13 protein-coding genes and 2 pseudogenes are annotated in these 14758 nt (G+C 69.4%); 10 read left to right on the top strand and 5 right to left on the bottom strand.

Features of this window, described 5'->3' with window-relative positions; all coding sequences use genetic code 11:
• Window positions 1-28 precede the first annotated feature (28 nt).
• The gene (locus ACIPM1_RS30425; protein ID WP_402440073.1) at window positions 29-634 is read right to left on the bottom strand and encodes a DUF6461 domain-containing protein; all 606 of its coding nucleotides are present in this window, start codon (window positions 632-634) and stop codon (window positions 29-31) included.
• 470 nt (window positions 635-1104) lie between these two features.
• Here ACIPM1_RS30425 and ACIPM1_RS30420 point away from each other — a divergent pair, with 470 nt between their 5' ends.
• From ACIPM1_RS30420 to ACIPM1_RS30410, 3 genes are all read left to right on the top strand, one after another.
• A complete protein-coding gene (locus tag ACIPM1_RS30420; protein WP_055705189.1) occupies window positions 1105-1275 on the top strand; it encodes a hypothetical protein in 171 nt (56 codons plus the stop codon).
• Window positions 1276-1800: 525 nt separating this feature from the next.
• Window positions 1801-2307, top strand: a complete 507-nt coding sequence (locus tag ACIPM1_RS30415; RefSeq protein WP_402440071.1) for a YrhB domain-containing protein — start codon at window positions 1801-1803, stop codon at window positions 2305-2307.
• A gap of 219 nt (window positions 2308-2526) precedes the next feature.
• Window positions 2527-3612, top strand: coding sequence for a hypothetical protein (locus tag ACIPM1_RS30410; protein ID WP_402440069.1), 1086 nt, complete (start codon window positions 2527-2529; stop codon window positions 3610-3612).
• A 220-nt stretch (window positions 3613-3832) separates the two neighbouring features.
• Here ACIPM1_RS30410 and ACIPM1_RS30405 read toward each other — a convergent pair whose 3' ends face one another.
• Entirely contained in the window at window positions 3833-4378 is a 546-nt protein-coding gene (locus ACIPM1_RS30405) for a GNAT family N-acetyltransferase (RefSeq protein WP_402440067.1), read from the bottom strand.
• A 683-nt stretch (window positions 4379-5061) separates the two neighbouring features.
• On the opposite strand from ACIPM1_RS30405, the gene ACIPM1_RS30400 reads away from it, so the two are divergent.
• Window positions 5062-5658 (top strand): hypothetical protein, encoded by a 597-nt coding sequence (locus ACIPM1_RS30400; RefSeq protein WP_402440064.1) that lies wholly within the window; start codon window positions 5062-5064, stop codon window positions 5656-5658.
• A gap of 362 nt (window positions 5659-6020) precedes the next feature.
• Here ACIPM1_RS30400 and ACIPM1_RS30395 read toward each other — a convergent pair whose 3' ends face one another.
• Window positions 6021-6716 (bottom strand): alpha/beta hydrolase, encoded by a 696-nt coding sequence (locus ACIPM1_RS30395; protein ID WP_402440062.1) that lies wholly within the window; start codon window positions 6714-6716, stop codon window positions 6021-6023.
• Between the two features lie 443 nt (window positions 6717-7159).
• Here ACIPM1_RS30395 and ACIPM1_RS30390 point away from each other — a divergent pair, with 443 nt between their 5' ends.
• The 4 genes and pseudogenes from ACIPM1_RS30390 to ACIPM1_RS30375 all read left to right on the top strand — a co-directional run bounded on the left by ACIPM1_RS30390 (window position 7160) and on the right by ACIPM1_RS30375 (window position 10632).
• Window positions 7160-8638 (top strand): PHB depolymerase family esterase, encoded by a 1479-nt coding sequence (locus ACIPM1_RS30390; protein WP_402440059.1) that lies wholly within the window; start codon window positions 7160-7162, stop codon window positions 8636-8638.
• A 464-nt stretch (window positions 8639-9102) separates the two neighbouring features.
• A complete protein-coding gene (locus tag ACIPM1_RS30385; protein ID WP_402440056.1) occupies window positions 9103-9267 on the top strand; it encodes a hypothetical protein in 165 nt (54 codons plus the stop codon).
• A gap of 305 nt (window positions 9268-9572) precedes the next feature.
• Window positions 9573-10111 (top strand): annotated as a pseudogene (locus ACIPM1_RS30380) (winged helix-turn-helix domain-containing protein).
• A complete protein-coding gene (locus ACIPM1_RS30375; protein ID WP_402440053.1) occupies window positions 10108-10632 on the top strand; it encodes a transposase in 525 nt (174 codons plus the stop codon). The pseudogene ACIPM1_RS30380 and the gene ACIPM1_RS30375 overlap by 4 nt, the downstream one beginning before the upstream one ends.
• A 24-nt stretch (window positions 10633-10656) precedes the next feature.
• On the opposite strand, the gene ACIPM1_RS30370 is transcribed toward ACIPM1_RS30375, so the two are convergent.
• Window positions 10657-11118, bottom strand: a complete 462-nt coding sequence (locus tag ACIPM1_RS30370; RefSeq protein ID WP_402440050.1) for a DUF4279 domain-containing protein — start codon at window positions 11116-11118, stop codon at window positions 10657-10659.
• A gap of 98 nt (window positions 11119-11216) precedes the next feature.
• Entirely contained in the window at window positions 11217-11534 is a 318-nt protein-coding gene (locus ACIPM1_RS30365) for a hypothetical protein (protein ID WP_402440047.1), read from the bottom strand.
• Window positions 11535-11559: 25 nt separating this feature from the next.
• Here ACIPM1_RS30365 and ACIPM1_RS30360 point away from each other — a divergent pair.
• Window positions 11560-12776 (top strand): annotated as a pseudogene (locus ACIPM1_RS30360) (RNA-guided endonuclease InsQ/TnpB family protein).
• Window positions 12777-12998: 222 nt separating this feature from the next.
• Window positions 12999-14606, top strand: a complete 1608-nt coding sequence (locus ACIPM1_RS30355) for a long-chain fatty acid--CoA ligase (RefSeq protein WP_402440044.1) — start codon at window positions 12999-13001, stop codon at window positions 14604-14606.
• Window positions 14607-14758 lie beyond the last annotated feature (152 nt).

The raw sequence follows: 14758 nt of genomic DNA, 5'->3' as shown, positions 1-14758 counted from the left end.
CTGGTTGGCGTAGAGAGGCGCCGCGCTGTCACCTGACCTCGACGCTGCCGCAGGTGAACTCGGTGTTCCGAAGCAGTTCCGGTGTGATCGCTATTCCGGACAGGTGCTCGGCGAGGGCGAACGCGGCTGGTCCGGACAGGTCGGCTTCGAGGCTGTCCTCCCCGAAGTGGAATCCGATGCCGTGCATGACGTCCAGTAGTTCGTCCGGCGTGGCGCCCCAGCGGTCATCAGGGAACATGGGCTCGAACCAGAGCCGCCTCACGGCGTCCTCGGCCCAGAGAAAGGCGTCCACGCCATTGATGTTGACGAAGTGTGAAATCCAGCGTGTGCCGGCCGAGGCGGGCAGGGCCCTGTCCTCCGTGACTCCGAGATAGCCGTTCGGCTCGATCAGCAGGACCCAGCGTCCCACGGTGGCCATGGCGAGGAGTTGCCGCTTGCCGTCCGATTGGCGGAGCAGGCCGAAGGCCGCGTCCACGACCGCGTCGATGCCCGTGAGGGAGGGTTCGTCTCGGCCGTCGAGGCGGTGGAGCAGATCAGCAGGTGCCAGATCGTGCACCAGCGTGAAGCAATACGCCTCCGCGAGATCGGGGAAGCGCTCCTCGAACCACGTGTAGTCGGCGGCGTTCGTAGTCATGCCAGAGATCCTCGCCCATGCCACTGACAGAGTCTGCGGCCGCACCAGTCCGCGGCCGCACCACTGTCTCGATGCGCGCGGCGCCCGCTCGACCCTGGCGAGGGCTACCGCCACGACCTACGGATCGGCGTGGCATACGGCGTGAGCGGGACCTCCTGATCGTGACCGGGGCCTTCGATCAGACGGCCGTCGGCCTTGGGTCTGGCTTCCTCGCTGGCGGCCGTACTGCTCGCCTTCCTCGGCGCCGGTTCCAGGTGCTGGATGTGCGCATGACGTCTCAGCTCGCCCGTAAAACCTTGGCCAAAGCAGTGCATCGAGTGACCTGCGGTGGGTGGCCGCAGTGCGTGAGATACGCGAGAAGGGGAATCGTGCACGGTGCGCGGATGCCCTTAGCCCAGTGGGAGTAACTTGCAATTTGTGGGCTTGTAGGGCCGAAGTAAGGGCATTCGATGGTCAGGAGGTTGATAACGATGGTTCCCCTGCTTCTGGTTCTTCTGCTGGCTCTGATCCTCTTCGGTGCGGGCTTCGCACTGAAGGCCCTGTGGTGGATCGCGGTGATCGTGCTCATCGTGTGGCTGCTGGGCTTCGTCGTCCGGTCCGCGGACAGCGGCGGCCGACGGGGCCGCTGGTACCGCTGGTAACGAGCGCGCCTGAGCGCGCGGGGCGCGCCGCCCCGCGAAAGAAGCGTGAGGCCCGGCCGGAACACGGCCGGGCCTCACGTGCATGAGCAAACAAGCCGGGGTGACTGGAAGAGATCGGGCGTATCGGACGCACCGCAGGGTACGCGTCAAAAGCGGCGGCCCCGCGGAATCAGCAGTGGAACCCTGCCTCCTAAAATCCGCGGGACCGCCGCGCCCGCTCTCCCGGAACCGGCCAGTTCCGCGGCCGGACCGCTCGTCGACGGTTGGTTCCAGCGGACTCCCACTGCATACAGCTGCACGTCAGCGGCTGTCGCTCTGAGCCACGACCGGGTGTGACCACGGTCCACCGCGAGCCATCAAATTCATGAGGAGACGTTGCGGTCACGGTCACACCACCTATTGCTCCTCAAACAACACGTGGGCAGTGTGGACTGCCACGTACGCTGACTGCGTGATCTCGCGTGAGTGGGCGGTTGAGGTGGTGCAGCGGCAACTGATGAAGAAGAGACCGAACACTCGCCGCCGATGGTGGTCATCGGTGTCGAGCGCCACTCGTTGGGATGGCTCGTCCGCTGCCAGTCGCAGCGGTTTGCGCGGACGCGCAACTGGAGGGACGCGTTCGTGGGGCACGGTCCTTTCCTCGTTGACGAGCTGGATGGCAGCCTGCACATGGTGCACAGACAGTTCTGCAGCGACGGTCTGGAATGGGAGGACCATTACCGCCGGAAGGTCCGGGGTGAGATTCCACGACGTGAGCTGGATGTCGAGGTTGAACGGCTGCTTGGTCTCGGGCGCCGGTTCGATGCGCTCAAGGCTGCACGCCGTGCCGGCGGAGGGTTCAACCCCGCCGACGCCGTCCGCTTCGTCGATGCAATCAGTTCCGGGGTGCAGCCGCCGTCTGATCTGGTAGCACGGCTGCCGCAGCCTGATACGCGGTACTTGGCCATCCGTACCTACAGCGGGCCCAATCCCGAACCTGCGGACTGGTCGCCGGTGCGTGGCAGCGCATCCGGCCCCGGACGTAACCGTTGAATCGCCAGGGCTCCCCTCGGTTCTTCTGGAAGTGATGCCCCGTGCCCTTTCCCGTGCGGACAGAGGCAGGAGACCTGCACCCGTGCTGGGGGCCGCACCCGGGTGGCCCTGACCGCAAGCACCGACCCCGGATGTTCCTGGATGTCGACAGCACGGAGCGGGCCGGGAGCGTCGAGAGGTCCGTCACTGATGACGCCGGACAGCCCTCGGGCCTAAGGTATGCCGGTGATCTTCAAGAGGAAGCGGGAGGCCACGGACCTCGGCGCCGTGGTGTCCGAGCTGGAGCAGGCCGTCGACGCGCGTGACGGTGCCCGCACCGAGCGTGCCTTCACCGCTGCGATAAAGAGGTTGCAGCAGGCGACGGACGCCGAACGCGTCCTGGCCGGACCCCGGTTGGCCGCGCTGCTCCCCGCCTTCCCACCGACCGGCCCGCGCCCGCTGCTCGCATCGGCGGCCGGCTTCTGCGTCGAGCGCGGGGCCGATCCGGCGGCCTGCGCGGAGCCGATCCTCGGCGGCGTCCACCAAGACCTGCTCGACGCACTGGAGTTCGCCCGTCGCTGGACAGCCGCCGGAGCGGCCGAGAACGAACTGCCACAGCCCGACGAGAAGATCATCGACGATGCCCTGCCGGCCCGCCTGGGCGGTGACGCGTACGAGGCCACGCGGTTGGCGCTGGCCTGGTGCTCGGTCGATCAATGGCAGCCGCCCGCGCTGGCCGTGCTGTGCCGCAGCGCAGAGGTGCGGCGTCGGCACGCGTCCACGCTCCTGGCCGCCTGCCGCGACCTGGCAGCCCTGGAACAGCACGACCTCAAGTGCCTGGCCTACGCGCTGGCGGTCCTGGACGACGAGCCCTTGGTCGTGCTTCATCGGCCGACCGGAACCGGGTTCGAGGTGCGCATCGGCGGCATCGGGGACAACTTCCAGTTGCACACGCTGCTCGCCCACGTCCTCGTCGGCGGCGGCCACGTGCCCGGCACCGCGCCTTCGGCTGAGAGCGTCCGCCTGGCCACGGACCCCGAGCCCGCCCGGGGACGCACCGAGGCCGTCGCGACCGGGGCCTTCGAACTCCTCGCCCCGGACGGCGAGCGGATCTGGAACGAGGGGCTGCCCGACGACATCCCCGTGGTGGAGGGACGCCGTTTGCTCGTGCTGGACGAGCCGACCTACCGCCGTAGTTGGAACGCCGACCGGTTCTTCCCGATGCTCCCTGGTACGGCCGAACTCATCCGCGTCCTGCCCGCCGACGAGGCGCGCACCTGGTTCGCCCGCACCACACCCGGCAACGGGACCGGCCGGGCTTCCTGACCGGGTGGAACCGGCCGCCACCGCCCGGCGGCCGGAAGCCGGAGCTCGGACGTGCCCCCGCCCAACAGCGCAACATCGTCAAGCACCGCCCCACCGCCGTAGGTGATGGGGCGCGGTCTGGCCACCCGCTACGACAAGACCGCCCCCATCCACCTCGCCGTACTCCACGTCGCAGGCATCATGATCTGGTCAGTGGCACGATCCGAAGCAGCGGCCCAGCTCAACCGGACGGCATGCCCGAGGACCACACGCCGAACCACTCGGCGCCGAACTCCTCGAACCGCTCCACCTCGGCGAACCCCAGCTTCGCCGCGAGGCGCATCGAGCGGTCGTTGGCGGTCTGCGTGCAGAGCACCACCGGCTCGCCGGGGAGTGCGTCGGCGAACCAGTCGAGTGCCGCTGCGCACGCCTCGGCGGCGTACCCGCATCCCCAGGCTTCCGGCAGGAACATGTAGCCGAGCTCGGCCTCCCCGGCCTCCGGACGGACGTGCCCCGGACGCTCCGCGTCGCGCCGGTCGAGCGCGATCGTGCCGATGGTCGTCCCGTCGAGGTCGACCACGAACAGGCCAGGACGCCGCCCAGGTACTTCAGGCATCGCGCGTTCGAGCTCATCGCGCGCTCGAGGGCCACCGAGGTAGGTGTGCACCTGCGGCGATGCGAACAGCTCGATGAACGCCCCCCGGTCCCGGGCCTCGGACTCGCGGAGTACGAGCCGTCCGGTCCTTATCGGGGCAGGTGGCCAGGCGACGGGTCCGAGTCCAGTCATGGCGGGCAACCTATCGCACGCTCGTGACAGTGATCCGACCAAGAGGGCTTGGTGCTCGAGGAGTTCGGCTGGCGCGGGACGCAGGATGAGACGACGTGTGCCAACGCCTCGGCGAGTTCGCGGGCGGCAGGCCTCGGGGCGGACCGTCTCGGTCATGTGCGGCTGAGGGCGACCACTGGGTGCCTGCTCCGCCCGTGTCCGCGCTGGTGGTGGCTGCATTCTCCGAGGGGCACCGCTTGACGGCGGCCGCGTCGCGCACGGTCGGGATGGGGCACACCAAGGTCCAGGGTGCCCGTGAACTGCTCCGTTCGGGCGGCTATGAGGGCAGGGTACGGTTGCGCCTGCCACGCGCTGCTGTTGCGTCTGCCCGGCGCTGTCGCGGCGGGACGCACCGACCACATCGGGATGTGAGACGGGGTTGCGAGTTGACGGGTCCGTCGTCCATGGCTGGGCGTGACGTCGTGCGCCGTGTCGGTGCCGCTGTCGTGTCTCTTGCCGCCCTTGGAACGGTGGTTGCGCCGTTGTGGGCGCAGCCCCAGCCGACGCCGGGGGGTCAGACCGCCTTGCATGCCGAGGTCGCCATGGCGCCCTTCACGGCAGGCGCGCTGAGAGGAACCGGCGCGCGGCTGCCCACCGGCGAACGGAGCAGACCGCCGAAACGGCCGTGGGCCACCACCCGCGTGTTGCCCACCGCCGCGGTCCACGGCCTGGCGCATGCCGGTACGGCCTTCGCCGTCGAGACGTCCCAGTCGTCGCCGGCCGACTACACCCCTGTCAGCGGCGCGGTCAGGGGCAGGGTGGGGGACACCGTCGCGGTGCGGCTCGGTGTGACGAACCTGGGCCCTGGTTCCCCCGACACCGGATCCTTCGCCGTCGTGCCGCCCCCTGGGACCACGGTCACCTCCATCCCCTGGGAGGGGGACGACGACGATCGCCGATACTCGTGCCGGCCGCCACAGGACGGAGAAAACCACTTCTTCCTGTGCGACCTCTCGTACCTGGGTGCTCCATCGCCCGAGTCTTCGAGCACCATCGTTTTCCACATCCGCATCGACAAGCAGATCCCCGGCGCCGAGGGCAACATCGCCGTCTACGGTCCGAGCGACCCCGTGCCGGGCAACGACGTCGAGGCGATTCCCGTCGAGGCCGCACCCGCGCCGCTGTGGCGGTGGCAGAATCCGCTCTGGTGCTGGCAGCACTGGGCGCCGGCCCTGGGAGTCCTGGTCCTTGGGATGTCGGCGCGCCGGTGGCTCGTCGGGAGGCGCCGGTTCGACGGGTAGGCAGGCCAGAACGATTTCCTGTGCCGCCAGTCAGCCCCGGACAGGACGCGGCAGGCATCAGGTAGTCGAGCGCACGTTGCCAGATCCGTTTGCCGCTCATCGGCATCGGCGCGTCGCCCCCTGGTGGTGGCGCCGCCTGGCCGGCGGACGAGAGGCCGGATGAGGGGCTGCGCCTGGGGCAGCTCGCAGGTCGTCGCCGCGCTGGGCGGCATGCGGGCTCCCGACACCGGATGGCGGCCGACTTCCTCTCCGTCCGTCGGGAGGCGGGGCGACAAGACGTGTTCCTCGCGCGCCGACCGGGAGACACGCCTGCGCGATCGCGCCTTCCGCTGCACGCTCCGGATGCGCCGTCGTCCAGCTGCTCACGTCGTAGGGGCGAGTGCGACGAGGTGCCGGGCTGTTCCGGCAGGATCGATGATCTGGTGCAGGTGAGCGCCGGGCAGGTGCGCCACCTGCCAGCCGCGTTCGCGTGCTTCGGCGGCAAGGTCGTCATACGGAGGGCCGAACAGCACGTAGGAGCACGGATGATCGTCCCAGCCGTCGGGAACCGGGATGTGCTGCTCGTAGTACGACAGGGGCAGGGAGGGCTGCTCCTCGACGACCGTCCGCCGCATCACCGGATCAGAGAACATGGGGGCGAGGTCAGCCTCGTCCCACCAGTCGGTCCACCGCGGCAGCTTGCCGTTCACCGCCATCGGGCGGAGAAACTCCAGGACTTCGGGTGTGGCCACAGGAGTGGGGCCGATCCGCGCCGGCAGTGCGGCATCCACGAAGATCGAGCCGGTCACCGGGTGATCGAGGCCCGAGCGGATCGCCGGGAGGAAGAGGCCTGCGTTGCTGTGCGCCACCAACGTGACAGGGCGGTCGGCCGGGATCTGCCGGAGGTCGTCGCGGACGGCGCTGACGACGCGGGGCCAGAAGGGCGGGGCGCCGGCGCCTATGTGCAGCAGGGACGGCACCAGTACCTGGTACCCCGCCGCTGTCAGGTGTTCGGCCACAGGGTGCCAGGTCGAGGGACCCACGGACGGACTGTGCACGAGAACGAAGATCGGCTGCATGGGACGATCCTGTCGCTCATACCCGGGGAGACGCGACCCCCTCGGCCGACAGCAGAACACGGTGTGCAGGTGTCCGCCTGGCAGGTGTGTCGCCTGCTCGATCCGGCGGAGGGTGATCCGGCGGGGGGCCGTGTCGCCCGCGGCCGGACGTGCCTCGTCGTACAGGCACTGGGGCCACAGGGACGGCCGCCACGAACAGGGCGCCGGGAATGACGCGCTCCGTCTGGTCTGCTGATCTGCCGTCAGTGGATCCGGCGCACACCCGGCCGATCCCAGAAGTGTTCGATCCATCCATAAGCGCTGCACGCGGCGCGGCCGTACCGTCGCAGAAACGCCCCGGTCACCTCGTCGCCCCACGGCGCGGCGGCCGGTGGTGGCGTCACCGTCCCTTCCCCCCGACGTCCCGGGCAGTCGGCTGCCCCGGGGCGGACAAGGAGACATCGATGCGCCTGCGACCCCACACCCCTTCCCGTAGAACCCGAGGCGGAGGCGGCAGACGCGCTTCCGTCTACGGCCTGATCCTGTGTCTGGTCGGCCTGCTGCTGGGCCTGTTCCCGGTCTCCGCCCAGGCCGCGACCCTCACCGAGGTGACGGGCTTCGGCTCCAACCCCGGCAACCTGCAGATGTTCCGCTACGTCCCCGACGGACTCCCCGCCGGGCGCCCCCTGGTCGTCGCCCTGCACGGCTGTACGCAGTCCGCGTCCGGCTTCGACGACGAGACCGGCTGGACGAAGTGGGCCGACACCTGGGGCTTCGCCCTGCTGCTGCCGCAGCAGAAGTCCGCCAACAACGCCAACTCCTGCTTCAACTGGTTCCAGCAGAGCGACTTCTCGCGCGGTCAGGGCGAGGCGCTGTCCATCAAGCAGATGGTCGACAGAATGGCGGCCGACTACGCCACCGACGCCTCACGCGTCTACGTCACCGGACTGTCCGCCGGAGGCGCGATGACCGCGGTCATGGCCGCCGCCTACCCGGACGTCTTCAGCGGCGCGGCGGTCGTCGCCGGCATCCCCTTCGACTGTGCCCGCAGCACGACGGAAGGCCTCAACTGCATGAGCCCGGGCGTGGACCTCACCCCCCAGCAGTGGGGCGACAAGGTGCGAGCCGCCTACCCCTCCTACGCGGGCCCGTACCCCACGATGTCGGTCTGGCACGGCTCCGGCGACACCACGGTGAAGCCGATGAACATGACCGAACTGGTCGAGCAATGGACCAACGTGCACGGCACGGACGCGACCGCCGACGTCAGTGACACGGTCCAGGGCTACCCGCACAAGGTGTACCGCGACGGCTCCGGCAACGACGTCGTCGAGTCGTACTCCATCACCGGCATGGGGCACGGCCAGCCCGTCGACCCCGGCAGCGGGGCCACGCAGTGCGGCGTCGCCGGCAGCTACATCCTGGACGTGAACATCTGCGCCTCGTACTACATCGGGGAGTTCTGGGGCCTGGCAGGGGGCGGCGGTGGCAGCGGCAGCCTGCCCGCACCCACCGGCCTGACCGTCACCGGCACCACCGACACCTCGGTCTCCCTGTCCTGGAGCGCGGTCGGCGGTGCGGCCTCCTACCGCGTCTACCGCGGCGGCACCCAGGTCGGCACCCCGACCGGCACCTCGTTCACCGACACGGGCCTGTCCGCCGGTACGACGTACAGCTACACCGTCGCAGCCGTCGACGGATCCGGGTCGGCCGGAGCGGCCTCCGCCGCCGTACAGGTCACCACGAGCGGCGCGGCCCACCAGTGCTACACCGACAACAACTACAACCAGGTCGTCGCCGGGCGCGCGCACCAGAGCATGGGCTACGTGTACGCCAACGGCTCCAACCAGTACATGGGCCTGTACAACGTGTACGAGACCCACACACTGGAGGAGACGTCGCCGGGCTACTACGTGGTCTCCGATTCCGGCTGCCCGTCCTGACCCGCACGGCGGCGGCCCGGGTCAGCCCGTGAAGCCGCCGCCGCACACCACGACCTGCCCCGTGATGTAGTCGGCCTCGGGCGTCCACCTCAGGTAGACCGCCCCGCCCAACCTCCTCGGGGCTACCCGCGCGGCCGAGCGGGATGGACCGCTCGGCCGCCGCGAAGTACTTGTCGCTGATCCCCACCTTGGTCTCGCGGCCGGCCACCTCGATGCCGGCGCCGCCGGCCGTCTTCACGGTCAGGACGGTCTCGGAGGCGGGCCCGGGGTCCAGGTCGTCGACGACGGCTGTACCCTCGGCGGCGAGCTTCAGGGCGACGGCGCGGCCGATGCCCCGCCCGACGCCGGTGACGATGACGGTCCTGCCGTCGAGGTTGCCCACGGCGGACTCCCCTTTCACGCAGAGGTGTTCGGACGTGTGACCGGCTGCTCCCTGTCGCTTGGCCTCAAGAAGGATCCGGCCGATGCGCTGGATGACGACCGGGGCGAGCCCCTCGGTCGGCGTCGCACAGCAGCAGCCCCGCTCCCGCCCGCAGCACCCGTGCAAGAGCGAGCATCTGCTGCTCGCCGCCGGAGAGCTTGGCGCCGAGAAGCGGCGGTGGGCCGCCAGCGCGGAGAAGGGGTGGTAGATCCGCTCCAAGGACCACAGTGAGGTGCCCTTGGGGCCGGCCAGGGCGTGTACGGTGCCTTCGGCGACGCTCAGTTCCACCTCGTTCACAGCGCGGAATCCCTGGAACCCTTGGCTAGGCGGTGCGTGGCGAGAATGGCTCGTGCTTCTCTCATGAGGGCCTCGGCTGCACGGGGATGTCGTCGGCGACTGCCGATGTGACGCAGACGTTAAATTCGGCCACCCAGGGCTGCTACTGAACTTGATTGAGTGAAGTCGGTGCCGTTCGCCTGACAGCCGACCATCGGCAGCGGTAGCCCTGGGGATGTGAGGTACGCGCAGGGCGCCGGGCTGACCGACGCCGAGAGAACCACGCGGGAGCGGATACGGCTCCAGGCCGTGGAGCGCTTCCAGGCCGGAGAGAAGAACGCGGAGGTTGCTGCCGCCTGCGAGTGAGCGCGCGGTCGGTCGAGCGGTGGCGCCGCGCCTGGCGCGAGGGCGGCGAGGCAGGAGTCCTGTCAAAGGGGTCGCCCGGAAGACCTCGGCTCTGTGAAGCCCAGATCACCAGGCTGGAGCGTGAGTTGGAGCGCGGTCCGCTGGCTCACGGTTGGGTGGACCAGCGGTGGACGCTGGCACGGATCAAGATGTTGATCGGGCGACTGTTCCACGTCTCCTACACGGTCGAGGGCCCTTGGCGGCTGCTGAAGCGGCACGGCTGGAGCTGGCAGCAGCCCGCTCGGCGGGCGATCGAGCGAGATGACGACGCGGTCGAGGTCTGGAAGAAGGAGACCTGGCCGCGGGTAAGAGCATCGCGGCGGAGCGCGGGGCCTGGATCGTCTTCGAGGACGAGGCCGGGCAGTCGATGACTCCGCCGCGCGCGCGGACCTGGGGCCGGATCGGCCAGACCCCGGTCGTGCGGGTGGGGGGCCGTGGTTCCGGACGGGTGTCGATGGCGGGCATGGCCTGCTACAAGCCGGGCGAGCGGTCTCGACTGATCTACGCGATCCGCGAGTACCGGGGCCGCAAGGACGAGCTGAAGGGCTTCGGCTGGCGTGACTTCCGCAACCTGATCGTCCGCGCCCGCATCCAGCTCGGCGGCCCGATCGTGCTCGTGTGGGACAACGTCCGGCTGCACCTGACGGCCAGCATGCGGGAGTTCATTGCCGCGAACGCCGAGTGGCTCACCGTCTTCCAATTGCCCACCTATGCCCCGGACCTCAACCCGCAGGAGGGCGTCTGGTCGCTGGTCAAGCGCGACATCGGCAACCTCGCCGCGGCCGATCTCGGCCAGATCACCCGAGCCGTGAAGCGCCGGCTCAAGAAGATCCAGTACCGTCCGGACCTCGTTGACGGCTGCCTCACTGGAACCGGGCTCGCACTCGCCTGACCATCCAAGATGGCTCTCCAATCTTCATCCGGAAGCGTCGGTCGTGGTCGGTTCGGGTGGGTAAAGGTCGAGCACGATGTCCAGTCCGAGTGCGCCGACCTCGGCGAGCAGGCGTGCAGGCAGGACACAGCCTCCCTGACCGTTCTCGCTACCGAAGCCAAGACACAGCTCCAGGTCGCAGTCGGCCGACAGGCCCGCCAACTTCTCGCGATGCCCGTCGACGAGTTCGACCAGTGCTCGTACATGGTCCGTGAGGTCGCTGTCATCAGGCAGCCCGCTTCGCCTGAGCCAGACGCTGGTCTCCCGTCGAGCGCTGATCGGGTTGCGGGGGTTCATCAGGCTGTCCCGCTCGAACTGCTGGTCCGCCATGATCCCCAGGCGACCCGAAATCTCGCCAGCAGTGACCGTGCTGCTCGTGATCCGGATCGACCCGGCCGACCACTTCGTGACCGGCGCGGCCGGCTGCATACTCAGGTCCTTTGGCACGTCCTCACGATCGCAGTACAGCCGACGGGACGCGAACCCATTTCTGCAGGTCTCAGGCGCGGGCGGAGGCCGACAGGACCGACATCACCAGTTCAGGTTCAGTACCGGGATTCATTCGCAGTGCACCGGGCTTCAGCCCGGTGGTGAAGCGAATCCTGTCGTGGCGTGGCGGATTTCTGGTCGGCGGAGCCGGCCGTCGCGTGTTCGCCACCTGCTGCGCGGAGCGCCGCGACGGCTGTCCCGGCGGAGCCGGGGGAGAACTCGAAGTCCGCGCGCATCGCCCGCGTGATCTCCTGCATGCGCGTCAGATGAGCATCCGTGAACCCCTGGTGCCGGAACGTGGTCACGAAGACCAAGTGCACGTCAATCGCGAAAATGCAGTGCTGGCCAGTCCTGATGTTCTGCATGTCAGCCATTACCCGAATTTGTAGGGTGCTCTGTATGCAGCTTCGTTACGGCTTCCGCCTGTACCCGGCACCGGGCCAACGCATCGCGCTGGCGAAGGCGTTCGGGTGCGCGCGCGTGGTGTTTAACGACGCGGTGCGTGCCCGTGAGGACGCCCGGGCGGCGGGCAGGCCGTTCCCGACGGCGGCCGAGCTGTCCCGCAGTTTGATCACCCTGGCCAAGCGGACCGCCGAGCGGTCCTGGCTGGGCGAGGTCTCCGCGGTGGTGCTGCAGCAGGCGCTGCGCGACGGCGAGGCGGCCTACCGCAACTTCTTCGCCTCCCTCAAGGGCGAGCGCAAGGGCCCCAAGCTGGGCGCGCCGAAGTTGAAGTCGCGTAAGGATTCGCGGCAGTCGATCCGGTTCACGGCGAACGCCCGCTGGTCCATCACGCCCGGCGGGCGGTTGAACCTGCCGAAGATCGGTGAGGTACGGGTGAAGTGGTCCCGCGCCCTGCCGTGTGTGCCGTCTTCGGTGACCGTCATCAAGGATGCGGCGGGCCGGTACTTCGCGTCCTTCGTCATCGACACCGAACCGGCCGCAGATCTGCGGCGCATGCCCGACGCCGAGGCCAGCATCGGGATCGATCTCGGGCTGGCCCACTTCGCAGTGCTGTCCGACGGCACCAAAATCGACTCCCCACGGTTCCTGCGCCGCGCCGAGAAGAAGCTCAAGAAAGCCCAGCGGGAGCTGTCCCGCAAACAGAAGGGATCGAAGAACCGCGAGAAGGCCCGCCGGAAGGTGGCCCGCGCGCACGCCAAGGTGGTCGACGCGCGCCGCGAGTTCCACCACCAGCTCTCCACGAAGCTGATCCGCGAGAACCAAGCGGTCGCCGTGGAAGACCTGGCGGTGGGCGGACTCGCGCGCACCCGGCTGGCCAAGAGCGTGCATGCTGGTCGACGTTCGTGCACATGCTGGAGTACAAGGCGCAGCGGTACGGGCGCACCTTCGTCAAGATCGGCCGGTTCGAACCCACCAGCCAGGTGTGCTCCACCTGCGGGCACCGCGACGGCCCGAAACCCCTGCACGTGCGGGAATGGACCTGCACGGCCTGCGGCACCGTGCACGACCGGGACATCAACGCCGCGAAGAACGTGAAACAGGCCGCCGGACTGGCGGTGACAGCCTGTGGAGCGCCGGTAAGACCAGAACCCCATCTGGCACAGCGCGAGGAAGCAGGAAGCCCCGGAAGCCCGCCCGATGCCCGTGCCGCGTAGCGGCACAGCACCAGGCGAGCAGGCCAAAATCTCCCTCCCTCAGGAGGGGGAGCAAGTCAAGGAGACAAGCTCCACAGCGCGGACCCGGCGCATGTGGGAATCTCCCAGGCGCGATTCGCGCGGCCCCCGACCCGGGGTGGGGTTTCGCCACACACCCGGGGCGTCCGGACCGTGGGGATCCTCCATGGCCGGGCCGACGGGATGGGACTGACGATGTCCGCCATGGCGATGATGAACACCCCGCTGAACACCTGGCTGCTCTTCGGCCACGCCCCGCGGTACTTCCCCGACACCGAGGTGGTCACGAGGTTCCCCGACGGCCGCGTGCACCGCTACACCTACGCCGACTTCGGTCGCCGGGCGCAGCAACTGATGCACGCCCTGGACTCGCTCGGCCTGGAGCGGGGCGCGCGCGTGGCGACCCTGGCCTGGAACAATTACCGTCACCTGGAGGCCTACTGGGCCGTTCCCTGCACCGGCCGCGTCCTGCACACCCTGAACCTGCGGCTCTCGCCGGAGGATCTGACGTACGTCATCGGGCACGCCGAGGACCGGGCGATTCTGGTGGATCCCGATCTGCTGCCGCTGCTGGAGAAGGTGCACGAGCGCGGCGGACTGGCGGGCGTCAGGCACGTGATCGTCCTCGGCGGCTCCGTCCCCGAGACCACACTGCCGGACGTCGTCGCCTACGAGGAGATCATCGCCGCCCGGCCGGCGGAGTACGAGCCGGTCGACATCGACGAGAACGCCCCGCTCGGCCTGTGCTACACCTCCGGCACCACCGGCCGCCCCAAGGGCGTCGTCTACACGCACCGCTCGACCGTCCTGCACGCCATCGCCGCCTCCTCCCAGGCCGCGATGCGCATCGGCCCTGGTGACTGCGTGCTGCCGGTGGTGCCCATGTTCCACGCCAACGCCTGGGGCGTGCCGTACACCGCCACCTCCTACGGCGCCAAGCAGGTCTTCTCCAGCGGCTCCCTGGACCCCACCGCGCTGGTCGAGTTGATGGCCGCAGAGCGGGTCACCATAGCCGCCGGCGTCCCCACCGTCTGGATGTCGGTCGCTGACGCGATGGCCGCCCGCGGCGGCTTGCCCGAGCTCCGGCACCTGCTGTGCGGCGGCGCCCGCCCGCCTCGCTCGCTGATCGAACGCTACCGGCGCGACCTCGGCATCCCCCTGGTCCAGGTGTGGGGCATGACCGAGACCTCGCCGCTGGCCTCGCTGGCCTGGCCCAAGGAGAGGATGCGCGACTGGGACGAGCAGCGCGTCACCGACGCCGTGCGCACGCGCGCCGGGCTGCCGCTGCCCGGCGTGCAGATGGAGATCCGCGACGGCGACGGCACCTCCGTTCCGTGGGACGGGGAGTCGATGGGCGATCTGCTGGTGCGCGGCCCCTGGATCGCAGGCTCCTACCTCGGCGGTGACGGTGCGGACGCCTTCACCGAAGACGGCTGGTTCCGCACCGGCGACATCGCCGTGGGCTCGCCGGACGGCTACATGGTCGTCGCCGACCGCGCCAAGGACCTCATCAAGTCCGGCGGCGAGTGGATCTCGTCGGTGGACATGGAGTCGGCCGTCATGGCCCTGCCCGAGGTGGCCGAGGCTGCGGTCATCGCCGTTCCCGACGACAAGTGGCAGGAACGCCCCCTGATCTGCGTCACCGCGCGCCCCGGCAGCACGGTCACCCTCGCCATCGTCCGCGACCACCTGGAACGCAGCGGCTTCGCACGCTGGCAACTGCCCGACCGTATCGAGGTCATGGACGCCATTCCCCGGACCGGGGTCGGCAAGTTCGACAAGAAGACACTGCGCAGGCACTTCGACGCTTGAACCGGCGGCACGGCCCCGCCGATGGACCAGTGTCGGCAACGCGTGGCACAACGCGTCGTCTTCCCGACGTCGGCGCTCCATCCGATGCGTACACCGAAGGCCGCCTGCTCGAGCGGTCCGTCGACTGCGGCTGCTGGTCAGCCACCGCACCG

Origin of the sequence: Streptomyces sp. NPDC086766, from assembly GCF_044746005.1 — a bacterium.
In the GTDB taxonomy this organism is placed as follows: Bacteria; Actinomycetota; Actinomycetes; order Streptomycetales; family Streptomycetaceae; genus Streptomyces.
Note: the sequence above shows the minus strand (reverse complement) of the source record. Positions and strands in the feature narration are given on the sequence as shown.